Origin of the sequence: Flavobacterium sp. Sd200 (genome assembly GCF_009826935.1) — a bacterium.
Taxonomy (GTDB): Bacteria; Bacteroidota; Bacteroidia; order Flavobacteriales; family Flavobacteriaceae; genus Flavobacterium.
This window is the reverse complement of record NZ_WUMN01000004.1, coordinates 158,421-173,441: the sequence shown is the minus strand read 5'-3', so window position 1 is coordinate 173,441 and position 15,021 is coordinate 158,421. Positions and strand designations below refer to the sequence as shown.

The window sequence follows — 15,021 nt, the reverse complement described above, 5'->3', positions numbered from 1 at the left end:
TGTACAATTTCCGTATAACTATGTGCTTTCGCTTTTTATATCTATTAACAATTTACAAAGCTTTGTGCATCTTTGTGCCTTCTTTGCGAGTCTATGTGTAAAAACACTTTAAATATTGTGGTTATAGACTATTCATAGCGATTTACCATACCTTTAAATTCCTAAATTTACCGTATGGAACAACTCATAGCCCATATACAAAAGCACGTTACACTAAATGATGCCGATAAGGCCTTGCTCACCTGTTCCCTATCCATACAAAAAATAAATAAAAAAGAGTTCTTGCTTAAAGCAGGCCATGTATGCAAAAGCTATTATTTTGTTACTAAAGGGTGCCTTCGTATGTATATAGTAAATGCTAAAGGCGTAGAGCAAATGATACAGTTTGGTATAGACAATTGGTGGCTTACCGACTATATGAGCCTTAACAGCAAACAGCCCTCACAATTTTGCATGCAGGCGGTAGAAGACACGGAGTTTATTGAGGTAGAGCGCACTGTACAGGAAGAACTGCTGCAAAAAATCCCGCAACTGGAACGCTACTTCAGGTTGGTATCCGAAAAGTCGTATGCGGCATCGCTCATGCGTATCCATTACATATTCAGCTTTAGCAAAGAAGAACGCTACAGACATTTCAACAACCTCTACCCTGATTTTGTACAACGAGTGCCGCAATATTTATTGGCCTCTTACCTTGGTTTCACACCGGAATTTTTAAGCAAAATACGGGCGAAAAAGTAACCTTAATTTTTAGAGTTCTTAACTTTTATAATACCATTTATTGATATAGATTAGTCTTTTTCAAACAATGTTTAAAAAGGATCGCTTCTTACCACAAAGGGCACGAAGTTTTCACGAAGTGCACAAGGTATTACGCTTCGCTTTTAAGTTCACAAAGCTATATCTGCCAACAGCATCAGTCACAACGCCTTGTGGACTTCGTAAGACAACTTGTTGTCCGTCGTGTGCAAAATTACCCGAACTGCCTTGTGAGCTTTGTGAAAACTTCGTGCCCATTGTGGTAAAATGGTAATCTGTTTAAGTAAATCACTTACGGACTAAATTATATTCATAATTGGCATAACTTTCAACTTTAAAACTTTAGACTCTTTTTCATTTCTTAATCGCGGTTAAGTTTTTTAGAAAATTCATGACGGAAATTTGTATCAGACAAATTAAAAACATCAAGTCATGAAAACCAGAATCAATCTTTTTGAAGTAGAACCCAACGGTTACAAAGCAATGTTATCTTTAGAAAAATACCTTGCTACAACAAGCATTACAAAAACCCATGCCGAGCTTATAAAAATACGCGCTTCGCAAATAAACGGCTGTGCTTTTTGTTTGGATATGCACACTAAAGATGCCCGCAAAAACGGAGAAACAGAACAGCGCATTTATACCGTTAGTGCTTGGAGGGACACCCCTTTCTTTACCCCCGAAGAGCAGGCACTCTTAGCCCTAACCGAAGAAGTAACCCTGATAGCGAACCACGTAAAAGACGAAACCTTTAGCAACGCCGTGGCACTGCTGGGTGAAAAATACGTTAGTGAAGTAATTATGCTTATCATTACTATAAACGGTTGGAACCGCATTGCCATTACTACAGGCATGATGCCGAAGTAATTATCTAAGAGTTTAAATATGCAAACCTCCTGAATGGGGAGGTTTTTGCGTATTTTTGGAAGAAAGCGATAAGTATGTTAAACGAATTAATAGAAAGGACAAATACCTCCGAATTTTATAACGATTGTGACCTAACCTTAATTTCTTACAACTTCAACGCTTTAAGCAAAACCTGTGAAATCATGATAGCTATAAACCACAATAGTTATGATGAGCCTGTAGTAGACGAAGAGTGGAAAATTACAGCATATAATACCGAAAAAATCAATGGATTTTCAGATAAGATATTGTTACCATACACAAAACTACAGCTATTAGAAAAACATACATTGTTACATAAATATCACGATGAAGAGTTGGAATGCGAAATACAGGGAATTCCAAACAACCTCAATCAATTGACATTTGATTTAATAAAGCTTGAACAACAATTAGGAAACTGGATTTCAATTAAAGATATGGTAGGCTCTTACAGTCCAAATATGTTTAAAATCCCCAAAAGAATAACAATTCCAAATTCGTTCGAAGAAAAGTTAAGCGATGTATTCAAAACTCAGGAACTTTCCTTTAAAATCAGAAATTATAATAAAGGCTATGAATACACCCCAGATGCTAAAATGCTAATTTTTGGTAACGAAGATGTTTGCCCCAATAGGTTAAATGGAGGCCAGTCTTATATCATTGCGGATGAATTTAAAGCCGAAAGACTTAAATAGGCCGCAATCATCAAAAATTATACCCCTTTTAAAACCGTATTAATTTTTTGCAAAAAAGCGGTGTAGGCAAAAACTGATTTTTGTACCTTTATACTGTACAAAAATTACCGGACTACATTATGCTCAAGCAAAATTTACAATTAAAATTATCGCAAAAACTATCGCCGCAGCAAATTCAGCTCATGAAGTTGATTCAGCTGCCCACCCAGGCTTTTGAACAGCGCCTTAAAGAGGAGATGGTAGAAAATCCTGCATTGGAAAGCGGTAAGGAAGATGAGTATGAGCATGATGAATATGACACTACCACAAGCGAAGACAGCTATGACGACTATGATGATTATGACGATGGGCACATTGATGCCGACGAAATTAACATAGACGAATACCTGAGCGACGACGAAATTCCGGGATACAAACTACAGGCCAACAATTACAGTGACGACGATGAAGACCGCAGTATGCCCTTTGCGGCATCGGTTAGCTTTCACCAAAACCTTACCGACCAGCTAAACACGTTTATACTGAGCGACGACGAAAGGGAAATTGCCGAATTTTTGGTAGGCAGCATAGACGATATGGGATACATTCGCCGCAGCATTCCCGATATTGTAGACGACCTTGCTTTTACCCAAGGCGTTTATACCGACGAAAAAACCGTTGAGCACATACTGCACATTATTCACCAGTTGGAACCTGCCGGTGTGGGTGCGCGCGATTTGCAGGAATGCCTGTTGCTGCAGCTTAAATATAAAACACCGACCCAAAGTACCGACCTGGCTATAGACATACTTGAAAATCAGTTTGATGCCTTTACCAAAAAGCATTATGACAAGCTGATGCAAAAATATGACATTACAAACGACCAGCTTCGTGCAGCCATAGACGAAATTGAACGCCTTAACCCTAAACCGGGCGGCGCCTATGATAGCAATTCTAAAAACGTGGAACATGTGGTGCCTGACTTCTCTATAAAAATTATAGACGGGGAACTGGAACTTAGCCTTAACGGCCGTAATGCACCCGAATTGCACGTTAGCAAAGACTATCAGGAAATGCTGCAAAGCTATAAAGACAGTCGCGATAAAAGCAGCCAGCAAAAAGATGCCGTACAGTTCATAAAACAAAAGCTGGACTCTGCCAAGTGGTTTATAGATGCCATACGCCAGCGCCAGGAAACGCTTTATGTTACTATGAACGCCATTATGCACTATCAGGAAGAGTATTTTTTAGATGGCGATGAAGCACGCCTGAAACCCATGATATTAAAAGATATTGCCGATATGGTGGGACTGGATATTTCTACCGTTTCTCGAGTAGCAAACAGTAAATATGTAGAAACCCCTTATGGCACCAAGCTAATAAAAGAGTTTTTTAGCGAAGCCATGAAAAACGACCAGGGCGAAGATGTATCGACCATAGAAATTAAAAAGATACTGCAAACCGTTATTGGCGAAGAAGACAAGCGCAAACCCCTGCCCGACGACAAGCTTGCCGATATACTTAAAGAAAAAGGCTACCCTATTGCACGCCGCACCATTGCAAAATATCGTGAGCAGCTGGATATTCCTGTAGCCCGCATGAGGAAAAAGATATAATGCGAAAATTCATAAGTGCTTTTACCTACATTTTCCATCCGCTGTTTGTGCCGGTCTACGCCACGCTGTTCTACTTTTTGGTAGCCCACAGCTATTTTTACAAACACGAAATATATCTTGTTTTTTTACAGGTATTTATATTAACAATACTGTTGCCCATATCTCTATACTACCTGCTCAGGTCGTTAGGAAAAATTCGCAGCAAGGTACTGCTCGATAAAAAAGAACGGCGACTGCCCCTGGCGTTTTACAGTGTTTTGCTGCTCATACTTATAGAGCACAGCTTTTCTGTATTTGTTGTACCCGAACTGTATTACTACTTTTTAGGAGTACTCATCAGTACAGTTGCAGCACTGGCATTGGTTTTAGCAGGGTTTAAGTCGAGCCTGCACATGATGGCTATATCATCGTTCACACTGTTTACAATTGGCATTTCTGTATACTACCACGTGCGTTTTATAAATCTCATCGCATTGCTCATAATGTGCTGTGGTTTGGTAGCATCATCGCGCCTTCAGGCAAAAGCACACACTATGGGCGAACTGGCACTTGGCACACTAGTTGGAATATTGCCGCAGGTAGGATTGTGGTATGTATGGCTGCTACCGTCGGTATAAAGATTATAAAACACCACTAATTTCATGAATCATCACTAATAGATTATTGCCAATCCGTGAATTAGCAATACCATTTATTGATATAAAACAGTCTGATTAAATTGTCTCGCAAATGCGCAGAGGCGCAAAGTTCAGTGGTTATATTCTCTAATTCCGATCGGCTGTTAAGCCGCTAAGCTTAGCGGCTTAACAGCCGCTTAAGAACCTAAAATAAACTTATCAGCTTTGCGACTCTGCGCCTTTGCGAGAAATTAAATATCAGCCTAAAATATAACCATATTTGGTATAACTCAAAACTTACTTACCTAGCTCTTTTAAAATACCCTCGCCAACACTTTTAGCCGATTGCGGGTTTTGGCCCGTAACCAGCCTTTGATCTGCCACGCTGTGGTTTTGCCACATGCCAGATTTTTCATAAATACCGCCACGGCTTTTAAGTTTGTCTTCCAGCAGGAACGGAACCACTTTTTCCAGCTTTACGGCTGTTTCTTCTTCATTGGTAAAGCCGCTCACTTTTTTGCCCTCTACCAAATATTTACCATTGCTAAGCTTAATGTTTACCAATCCGGCCGGGCCATGGCACACGGCTCCAACCACTCCGCCTTTTTCATAAATCGCAGCCGCAATTTTAGCCAGTTCGGTATTGTCGGCAAGATCCCACATGGCACCATGGCCTCCTGCATAATAAATAGCGGCATAATCTTTAACCTTTACCTGCCCCGGCGTTAGCGTATGCTCTATTTTGTTACGGTATTCTTTGTTTTCCCAAAACTCTTTGTTGACGGCATCGGTCAGGTCAAAACCATCTACGGGTGCTTTGCCGCCTTTAGGCGATACAAAATCTATCTCATAACCTGCTTTATGCAATACTTCCCACGGGTGCGAAACTTCGCCAAGATAAAAACCTGTAGGCTCGCCTGTAGTTCCTTTTTTGTCGTGGCTGGTAACCACAAATAATATTTTCTTTTTCATATCCTGTTTTTTAGTTTTGGCCTGTGCACCGGCAACAGTACTAACCATTACAGCAACCAGTACAAAAACCGATTTTATTACATTTTTCATATCAATATAATTTTAAAATTACAGATACAAAGTTCGGCACAACCACTAAAAAAATAAAGGATACAGGTCACGTATTTAGTGTGATGTATGTCACATTAAATTTGAAGTAAAATTAAAACGGATAGATACAGTTACTTCAGGCGTTCCATTTCGACCGAAGCGCAGCGAAGTGGAGAAATCTCCAAGACACTGATTTAAAGAGATTTCTCCTACCGTCGAAATGGAACTCCCAGCAATGATATTTGATACAATGACTAACTTTACCATTAAAATCATGACAAACGGCTCAGTGTTTCTCTCGACACCCCAAGATAGGCAGCAATTACTGTTTTAGGGATGCGGCTTACCAAGCCCGGATATTGCTGCAAAAACTGTTCATAGCGTTCTTTGGCACTGCTGCTAAGCAATCCTAAAATGCGGCGTTGCAGGGCAATATAGCCATAGTTTGATTTTTTAAGAAAAAAGCTCTCCATCTTTTTAACCTTGCTCAGGAGATGCTCCCTGTCGGTATAAGAAAGGCACAACACATCAGTATCTTCAAGACAGTCAACATTTAGTGTAGCAGCAGATTGTGTATGATATGCCTGATAATCGCTTACCCACCACTCTTCTTTTGCAAAGGCTACAATGTGTTCTTTTCCGTTAGCATCGCTGTGAAAGGTTTTTACAAGACCCTGTACTACAAAAAACTCGCACGAAACCGCCTCGCCTTCCTGAACCAAAAAACGGTGCTTTTTAATTCTCTTTTCCTGAAAATGGGCTGCTACAACTTCGAACTCATCATCGGTTAGGGATATCAATTGCTCTATATGTTGCCTTAAAACCTGTAACATTACAGTATGTAGAAAATTAGTCCCAGCTTAAGCATGTGCATGTTAAGTTTTTGGCCATCCAGCACAGCATCCTTATAAATGGGTGTAAAGCCATAATAAGCATACAGGTTCCAGGTATTCCATCCTGCCGAAATATAGGACCCTAACACAAATTTATTAAGGTTGGCATCGTTAATTACCTTTATATCGTTGCCTCCGTCTTTCAACTGTGCTTTACTGTAAAAAAGATAGCTGGCCTTAAACCCAAGATAAATACGCCAAAACTGGTGACTAATAGAATCCGAGTTCCTCCAACGGAACTCTATGGGCAGCTCGGCATAGTGCAACACCAGCTTGTTTCTGTCGAACGTATTGTTGCTCTGGATGCTGTAAAAATTGCCAACATCAGTCTTGGCAACCACCAAATTATGTTTTATGTTATTATAAGAATACCCCAAACCAACTGCAATGGAATGATTCCTCCGCTTGTTTACTGGCATATCGCGCAAAAAACCGCCGCTGATACCTGTAGAGAACGAATATTGGGCATAGCCACGTGGCTGCCCTTCCATAAGATTATAGGTTATGGTGGCATAAAACTGGTCTTCGCGATACTTAGGGTCGGCAATAGGCGCAAGACTGTCTTTAACTATCTTAATGGTATCCTGCTCTACCTGCGCATGCAGGCTTAGCGTAAAGAATAACAGCAGTGCGTACTTAAAAAAATGCATATCAGGATATAAGATATTAGTAGTACAAAGATGCAAAAAGTTTGGCAATACCGTTTATCTCTGCTCTTTATTATTCCTGTTATATAAGCTGTAAATGCGGCCTTACCTTAAGTTCTACCACATCGCAGCGTTTGGGCTGGCTAAGGCAATACAATACTGCAACAGCCACATCTTGCGCCGTGAGCATTTCAAGGCTCTCTACTTTTTCAAGCTTTTGTGTGGTGGGTTGCTGTTGCATATCGGTATCTACTGCGCCGGGTTCTATGAGCGTAACCTTAATACCTCTTTTATTTACCTCTTTGCGCAATGCTTCGCTGTAGGCCTGTATGGCAGCCTTTGTTGCTACATAAACCGATCCGGTCTCTTCGCGCCTGTTAGCACTCATAGAACCTATGTTTATAATGTGCCCACTCCCGTTGGCTTGCATGCGTGCTATAGCCCCGGCACAAAATGCCAAATAGCTGGTAAGATTAACATTGACTACACGCTGCCAGTCTTTATATTCTCCCTCAGTAACATTGCCATAGCCCATAGCTACATTGTTTATCAGTACATCCAGGGTTTTTAACTTTGCGTCAACTTCTCTAAACATGCAGGCAATATCCTCCTCTTTAACCACATCTATAACATAGCCATACACATCAGTAGCAGCGGTAGCCTTAATATCGGCAAGGGCATCATCCAAATGATCCTGCCTGTGCCCAAATATCATAACCCGTGCCCCAAGCCTTGCCAGCAGTACTGCAATGGCACGACCTATGCCTGTAGTGCCGCCCGTTATTAAAACCGCCTTACCCTCTACACTTTGAGGCAGGTATTCGTGTAAATTTTCCATAGCAATTGTATTTTAATTAGGTTTCGCTTTCATCTCTACACGCGTGCGCGGCAGGCATTCAGGATAATTTTGCTGGATAAAAGTTATCAGCTTTTCGCGAATAAACACCCGAAGATCCCATGACGTAGGCGAGTTTTTACTGCTCATCAGCGCACGTATTTCCATACCGCCCTCATTGGCATTGGTAACCTGTAATACATTTACATTGCCATCCCATAACGGTGTGGTGTTAAGCAGCCTCGTAAGTTCTGCCCTTAGTGCATCTACAGACATCAGGAAATCGGTGTATATAAATACAGTGCCTAAAATTTCAGATGTGGTGCGCGTCCAGTTTTGGAATGGTTTTTCTATAAAATAAGTGGTAGGAAGCACCATGCGGCGTTTATCCCAAATGCGCACTACAACATACGTCAGGGTAATTTCTTCTATCCAGCCCCATTCGTTCTCTACAATTACTACATCGTCCAGTCGTATGGGCTGCGTTATGGCTATCTGTATTCCGGCAATGAGGGTACCCAGCATTTTTTGGGCAGAAAACCCCAGGATGATACCGGCTATACCTGCCGAGGTTAAAAAACTTATACCCACGGTGCGAATGCTGTCAAAACTCATAAGGGCAATTCCTATGGCAAAGACTACCATTATAAATACAACAACCCGTTCTAGAATAGTAAACTGGGTGTACACGCGCCGGGCGTTAAGATTATCGGCAGCAGTAATATCATACTTGCGCATCAGGCCCGACTTAAAGGACCGCATTATTACAATACAGCTCCAGGTAACTGCAAAAATGAGCAGCAGTGTGCTTGCATGTCCAAGGGTGTTTACAAACCTGTCGTCAAAAACATCGTTAAGCAAACCTATTCGAAGCACTAAAGCTATGATGAGCAGGAGCAAGGGCAATTTTATGCGATTGGCAAAATTTATTGGCAATAGGTTGTTAGGGTCTTTTCCTATGCGCCTTAACACAAAAAATATTAGGCTAAAAGTTAGTACCAGGCCTATAAAACCAAAGACCAAGAACTGTAAAAAACGGCTGTTGCTGTGCAATTGTTCCTGCATAGAAGTTGATTAACTCCTAAAATTAAAAAATCCGTTCCTTAAAGGGAACGGATTATAGATATGATTAACATTTAAGAGCTAATTAACCGCATTTAGAAGAACCGCAGTCTTTACAGGTAAGGCAGCCTTCCTGATAAATAAGGTTAACCGAATTACAGTTACTGCATTTTTGGCCATGAGCCTCAGTACCATCTACAATATAGCGTTTAAGTGCACGGGCAACCCCGTTTTTCCAGGTATTAATGCTCTCACTGTCTAATTGTAAACTGTTAATAAGATCGACAGCCTTTTCTATGCTCATGCCATGGCGAAGCGTGCCCGATATAAGCTTGGCATAGTTCCAGTATTCCGGGTTAAATTTATGCGAAAGCCCCTCAATAGTAGTCTTGTAACCACGAGTATTTTTATACTGAAAATCGTAGCGGGTGCTGCCATCATCATTTTTATTTTTAAGGATAAGACCTTCGGTAACCCAACGCGGCAGGGCAATACCATCTTCATCATCGGCAAGACCTGTAAATATCTCATAAGGACGACCATCTATCAGACCAATAAAGGCTATCCATTTATCTTTACTATTTTGAAAACGCACTACATCAGCCTCCAACACATAAGGCCTTTTTACAGGAAATATAGACGGTAGTACATCGGCAGTTTTTTCTTCTTTCTTTTCTGTAGCGGCAATAAGCACACCGGAGCGTGAGCCATCCCTGTAAACCGTTACACCTTTACAGCCGGCTTCCCATGCCTGCATGTATAGCTGTGCAACAACTTCCTGTGGCGTTTCGTTAGGCACGTTTACGGTTACAGATATGGAGTGGTCTACCCATTTTTGTATCCTGCCCTGCATGCGCACTTTGCTAAGCCAATCTACATCATTACTGGTTGCTTTATAGTAGGGTGATTGCTGCACCAACGCGTCAAGTTCATCCTGAGTGTAGTTTTTAGTAGTATCTATGCCATTCACGTCCATCCATTCTTTAAAACGATGATGAAACACCACATACTCTTCCCAACTGTCGCCCACCTCATCTATAAAGTCAACACGAACATCTTTGTCGTTAGGGTTTACTTTTCTCCTGCGCTTATATACCGGAAGGAACACAGGCTCTATACCCGATGTGGTTTGCGTCATAAGGCTGGTAGTGCCTGTTGGGGCAATGGTTAGCAAAGCAATATTACGGCGGCCATATTCCTGCATTTCATAATACAACTGGCTGTCGGCCTCTTTAAGGCGAAGTACGAACGGATTGTTTTTTTCCCTTTCACTGTCATAAATACCAAAGGCACCGCGCTCTTTTGCAAGGTTAACCGACCCTCTGTAAACCTCAACTGCAAGTATTTTATGCAGGTTTTCAGAAAAATCTACCGCCTCATCACTACCATAGCGCAGGCCAAGGGCGGCAAGCATATCGCCTTCGGCAGTAATACCAATACCGGTACGACGGCCTTCGCGTGCTTTCTCGCGGATGTTAAGCCACAGGTTTTTCTCAACCAATTTTACTTCATCGCTTTCCGGATCGGCATCTATTTTAGACAGTATTGCATCTATCTTTTCAAGTTCAAGATCAATAATATCATCCATTATTCTTTGTGCTGCAGCAACATGCTCTTTAAACAAAGTAAAATTGAATGAGGCCGCTGCCGTAAATGGTTTTTCCACATAAGATAAGAGGTTGATTGCCAGCAAACGGCAACTGTCATAAGCACAAAGCGGAATTTCGCCACACGGATTGGTAGACAGCGTTTTGTAGCCAAGATCGGCATAGCAGTCCGGCAGCGACTCGTTTATAATGGTATCCCAAAATAAAATGCCCGGCTCTGCCGATTTCCATGCGTTATGGATAATTTTGTCCCAAAGATCTTTAGCACTGATCTCTTTAGTATATAAAGGATTATCGCTAAAAATTGGATATTTCTGTATATACGGCGCATCTGCCTGTACGGCCTTCATAAAATTGTTATCTATACGCACCGATACATTGGCACCTGTTACTTTGCCCTGTTCCAGTTTGGCATCTATAAAATCGACAGCATCGGGATGGTTTATCGATACAGACAGCATGAGTGCGCCACGTCGGCCATCCTGCGCTACCTCTCGTGTAGAATTAGAATAGCGTTCCATAAACGGCACGAGCCCTGTAGAGGTTAAAGCAGAGTTTTTTACCGGAGACCCTTTAGGGCGAATATGGCTCAGGTCGTGTCCAACGCCTCCCCTGCGTTTCATGAGCTGCACCTGTTCCTGATCGGTTTTCATAATACCGCCATAAGAGTCAGAATTATCGTTACCAATAACAAAGCAGTTAGACAGCGATGCTATTTGATAGGGGTTGCCTATGCCCGTCATGGGGCTGCCCTGTGGCACAAGGTACTTAAAATCTTTTATCAGGTCGAAAACCTGCTGGTGGGTGTAAGCATTAGGATATTTAGCCTCTATACGGGCAATTTCGGCAGCTATGCGGTGGTGCATATCATTTGGGGTGCTTTCATAAATATTGCCTTCAGAATCTTTAAGAGCATATTTATTTACCCACACTGTAGCAGCAAGGCTGTCGCCTTTAAAATATTGTAATGAAGCATTTACGGCTTCCTCCTGAGTATAGGTCGCAGCATTTTTTACGGTTATCTTAGTATCCATAAGCGAAATAATTGATTAGTGGAATTGCGTGATCTGGTATTGTAAAATTACACTTTAATTAAACACCAATAAAAATAAATTTACAAAAGTTTACAAATTTATTAATTCAATATACTGAAAAACAGATTAATAAAATTTTATCAACACAAAAAAGTTTACAATTTTTAAAACACAAACAACAATAGTTATAAATTTTATTGCTATATAAAATTAAATATCGGCATGTTAAAAAACATATAATTCCCAATTTGTTCCAATATCGCGCCTAATATTTGCTGTATTAAATTAATAATCATGAAGCACTTACTATTTTACATACTCACTTTATTGTTTTCTAATTTTTATGCATCAGCACAAATTAGCCCGCCCGGGCTTGGCAGTACAAAAAACGCTTTTTGGAGCGCGGTGGGTGTAAGACAAAAACTCGACACAAAAAACACATCGTTAACCTATATTGGACTGGGACGGATTAGCGACCCTGAGGGTGATGCCAACCCTTTTAAAAAGCAGTCGATAGTTGTGCTTAACGAAGAAATTTACCACAAGATAAACCCGCATTGGCAATACAGTTATGCCTTGAGTTACCGCAGGCAGAACCAATATGAAAATGAAAATCCCTACGATTTGGAAACACCGTCCATCCATCAGGAATTTAGGGGATATGGCAGAATAAACTATACAACTGCCATTGGCGAAGTAAAACTTAAAACCACCTACAGGCAGGAAATACGAAAATTTTTCACCCCTGATTTTGGCGAAGTGGAAGACGACCTACAACTGCGCTCGCGATTTAAAACACAGGCTACAGTAGCTTTAGACAGCGATCATGAAAACAGCCTGCTGGGCAGTGCCGAAGCATTATTTTCTGACAGTAATGACGACACCAATGGGTGGAGCGGTTTTGAATACAAGGAAAGCCGGTTTTGCTTATACTACAGTTATGCCCCGCACAATATACCTGTAGTTTTTGATGTAGGCTACATGAACGATCTTGTAGGGCACGGCCACCACCTTCAGGACAGCAACTATCTGGCTGTAGACATTATAGTCGAAAATATTTTTTAGTTCGTGTTCAGTTTCATAGGGCAAAAGACATATCTTTAGTAAAACGTTTGCGCAAACAACCTAAGATCAGTTTTTACCAATGAAAAATCTACTCTGCCTATTACTTCTTGCTATTACAGGTTTAGCTTACAGCCAAAATAAAAATGAGTTTTCCCTGCATGGAAAAACAAAAGATATTCCGGATGGAACCGTGTTTCTTGTGGGAGATTTTTTGCAGGATAAAATAATCGACTCTGTAAAGGTTATGAATAACAGCTTTATTCTTAAAACAAGGTTGCCTGATTACCCATACAGCATTTATTTACTTAGAGATAGCTCAACATCAAAAACTGTCTGGGCAGAGAATACAAAAATGACTTTTGATGCCACCAAGTCTGCTTTTGAGGATGCTGTTATAACAGGTTCTGCTACTGATGCCTTGGCAATACAGTTAAGAGATAAACAACGCGTATTGAAATCATACGAAGAAAAGGTAGCATTAGAAGTTGAATTCATAAAAAATAACCCTAACAGCATACTTAGCGCCCACAACCTCTCTATAATGGCCAGTGTTTTTGGCAGGGAAAAATCGGCTGCATTGTTCGAAAAGTTTTCCGCTAAAAATAAACAATCACAATATGGTGAAAAAATAAAGGCTTTTTTAAGTTTAGATATTCCTGAAACACCTAAAACCGGAGAAAAATATGTTGATTTCACCATGGCAGACCAAAATGGAATAGCCCATAAACTATCGGAATTTGAAGGTAAAGTTATACTGTTAGAGTTTTGGGCTTCGTGGTGTGTGCCGTGCCGAAAGGCAAATCCTGAGTTAATTAAAACCTACGACAGGTTTAAAAACCTTGGATTTGAAATTGTGGCGGTGTCGTTAGATGAAAAAAAAGAACACTGGTCCGATGCCATTAAAAAAGACGGCTTGCCATGGAAACACCTTAGCGACCTGAAAGGGAGAAACAATTTAGCTGCACTTACATATAGCGTTAATTCGATTCCTGATAATGTTTTGATTGATAAAAACGGGGTTATACTGGCAAGCAGTGTTAGAAACAATGAAAGGTTAAATACCCTGCTTGCAGATGCTTTAGCCAGTACTGGCAAACGAACGCAAACCGCAGATATCAAAATAAAAACCCCTATGGTTTGGCAGGACGAAAATGGCAAGGTATTAAGCCGTGAAGAAGGACAGCGAATGATGGAAAGCAACCAATACACCCCACATGTTGACACCGAAAAAAATATTATGGTTTTGAAGAAAGCGCGTTAGTGATTCAATATTATACTATTTGTCATTATAAAATAGTCTGTTTATAGCTCCGTTAGGAGCGGCATATTTATAGAAAAAAGACAGCGAATGATGAAGAGCTTCGTAGAAGCGGGATGTGTATTAATGTACTAAATTATATTTATAATTGGTAGAACAGGTGCAGTTTTACTTTTTTTTTAGATTGCTTCGTTCCTCGCAATGACGTACGTGAAGAAAGGAATGTATGCATGTGCTTAGCACGTTTCTTTCTTCACGTACGTCATTGCGAGCGGAGTGCAACAGAGTGTGGCAATCTGTTATTTATCAAAGGAAGTTAGACAGAAATTTAAATCCTCTGCAATTGATTTTACATTTCATAAAAGCAACATGCCTGCATTCATATCAGTAAACAAACAAAAAGCCCCAACTTTCGTCAGGGCTTATGTATATAGAATCAGTTAAAACTGATTATAGTAACGCATCGATAGCATTAGTGTAGGTTTGTTTAGGAGCAACACCTACCTGACGACCTACTACTTCGCCGTTTTGGAAAACCAATACAGTAGGAATATTCCTGATGCCGTATTTAGCAGCAAACTCCTGATTGGCATCTACATCTACTTTACCAACCACAGCTTTACCTTCATACTCCTGGCCAATTTCTTCGATGATAGGACCTACCATTCTACACGGACCACACCATGCTGCCCAAAAGTCTACTAATACCGGTTTATCTGATTTTAATACTACTTCTTCAAAAGTAGCATCTGTTATTGCTTGTGCCATTATTGTTATAAGTTAAATTATTGTTCAATTAAATTTACATACAAAATTAAACATAATAATCTAAATCTAAAGTTAAACCTATAGCTTTTGCTTATATACCCATAATTAAAACCGATTTATTTCTTTCTAAGTATAGAGATGCGTTTATATCGGCATGACATATTTATATGAATTAAATTTGGTTGGCTAATTTTACTACAAAGGCCACAGGGTTTTTCACTATGAACACTAAGCTA

Annotated in this window: 14 protein-coding genes; 7 read left to right on the top strand and 7 right to left on the bottom strand. The window is 40.4% G+C overall.

Features of this window, described 5'->3' with window-relative positions:
• The first annotated feature begins 174 nt into the window (after window positions 1-174).
• The 5 genes from GR160_RS12640 (at window position 175) to GR160_RS12620 (ending at window position 4,554) form a co-directional block, all read left to right on the top strand.
• Window positions 175-741 carry a Crp/Fnr family transcriptional regulator gene (locus tag GR160_RS12640; protein WP_160750240.1) on the top strand — a complete coding sequence of 189 codons (567 nt, stop codon included), beginning with the start codon at window positions 175-177 and terminating at the stop codon, window positions 739-741.
• 450 nt (window positions 742-1,191) lie between these two features.
• A complete protein-coding gene (locus tag GR160_RS12635) occupies window positions 1,192-1,626 on the top strand; it encodes a carboxymuconolactone decarboxylase family protein (RefSeq protein ID WP_160750239.1) in 435 nt (144 codons plus the stop codon).
• A 182-nt stretch (window positions 1,627-1,808) separates the two neighbouring features.
• Entirely contained in the window at window positions 1,809-2,342 is a 534-nt protein-coding gene (locus GR160_RS12630; RefSeq protein WP_160750238.1) for a hypothetical protein, read from the top strand.
• 119 nt (window positions 2,343-2,461) lie between these two features.
• Window positions 2,462-3,937, top strand: coding sequence for an RNA polymerase factor sigma-54 (gene rpoN / locus GR160_RS12625; RefSeq protein WP_160750237.1), 1,476 nt, complete (start codon window positions 2,462-2,464; stop codon window positions 3,935-3,937).
• Complete coding sequence (locus GR160_RS12620) at window positions 3,937-4,554, top strand: hypothetical protein (protein WP_160750236.1); 618 nt, start codon at window positions 3,937-3,939, stop codon at window positions 4,552-4,554. Before rpoN ends, GR160_RS12620 begins: the two co-directional genes overlap by 1 nt.
• Window positions 4,555-4,851: 297 nt before the next feature.
• On the opposite strand, the gene GR160_RS12615 is transcribed toward GR160_RS12620, so the two are convergent.
• From GR160_RS12615 to GR160_RS12590, 6 genes are all read right to left on the bottom strand, one after another.
• Complete coding sequence (locus GR160_RS12615; protein WP_160750235.1) at window positions 4,852-5,616, bottom strand: type 1 glutamine amidotransferase domain-containing protein; 765 nt, start codon at window positions 5,614-5,616, stop codon at window positions 4,852-4,854.
• Between the two features lie 272 nt (window positions 5,617-5,888).
• Window positions 5,889-6,449, bottom strand: a complete 561-nt coding sequence (locus GR160_RS12610; protein ID WP_160750234.1) for a Crp/Fnr family transcriptional regulator — start codon at window positions 6,447-6,449, stop codon at window positions 5,889-5,891.
• On the bottom strand, window positions 6,449-7,159 hold the full coding sequence (locus GR160_RS12605) for a porin family protein (RefSeq protein ID WP_160750233.1): 711 nt from the start codon (window positions 7,157-7,159) through the stop codon (window positions 6,449-6,451). Before GR160_RS12605 ends, GR160_RS12610 begins: the two co-directional genes overlap by 1 nt.
• A 79-nt stretch (window positions 7,160-7,238) precedes the next feature.
• A complete protein-coding gene (locus GR160_RS12600; protein WP_160750232.1) occupies window positions 7,239-7,994 on the bottom strand; it encodes an SDR family oxidoreductase in 756 nt (251 codons plus the stop codon).
• A gap of 12 nt (window positions 7,995-8,006) precedes the next feature.
• On the bottom strand, window positions 8,007-9,056 hold the full coding sequence (locus GR160_RS12595; protein WP_160750231.1) for a mechanosensitive ion channel family protein: 1,050 nt from the start codon (window positions 9,054-9,056) through the stop codon (window positions 8,007-8,009).
• 82 nt (window positions 9,057-9,138) lie between these two features.
• Window positions 9,139-11,694, bottom strand: a complete 2,556-nt coding sequence (locus GR160_RS12590) for an adenosylcobalamin-dependent ribonucleoside-diphosphate reductase (RefSeq protein WP_160750230.1) — start codon at window positions 11,692-11,694, stop codon at window positions 9,139-9,141.
• 294 nt (window positions 11,695-11,988) lie between these two features.
• Here GR160_RS12590 and GR160_RS12585 point away from each other — a divergent pair, with 294 nt between their 5' ends.
• A complete protein-coding gene (locus GR160_RS12585) occupies window positions 11,989-12,759 on the top strand; it encodes a DUF2490 domain-containing protein (protein ID WP_160750229.1) in 771 nt (256 codons plus the stop codon).
• A gap of 79 nt (window positions 12,760-12,838) precedes the next feature.
• The gene (locus tag GR160_RS12580) at window positions 12,839-14,020 is read left to right on the top strand and encodes an AhpC/TSA family protein (protein ID WP_160750228.1); all 1,182 of its coding nucleotides are present in this window, start codon (window positions 12,839-12,841) and stop codon (window positions 14,018-14,020) included.
• A 447-nt stretch (window positions 14,021-14,467) separates the two neighbouring features.
• On the opposite strand, the gene trxA is transcribed toward GR160_RS12580, so the two are convergent.
• Entirely contained in the window at window positions 14,468-14,785 is a 318-nt protein-coding gene (gene trxA, locus GR160_RS12575) for a thioredoxin (RefSeq protein WP_054409146.1), read from the bottom strand.
• Window positions 14,786-15,021: the final 236 nt, after the last annotated feature.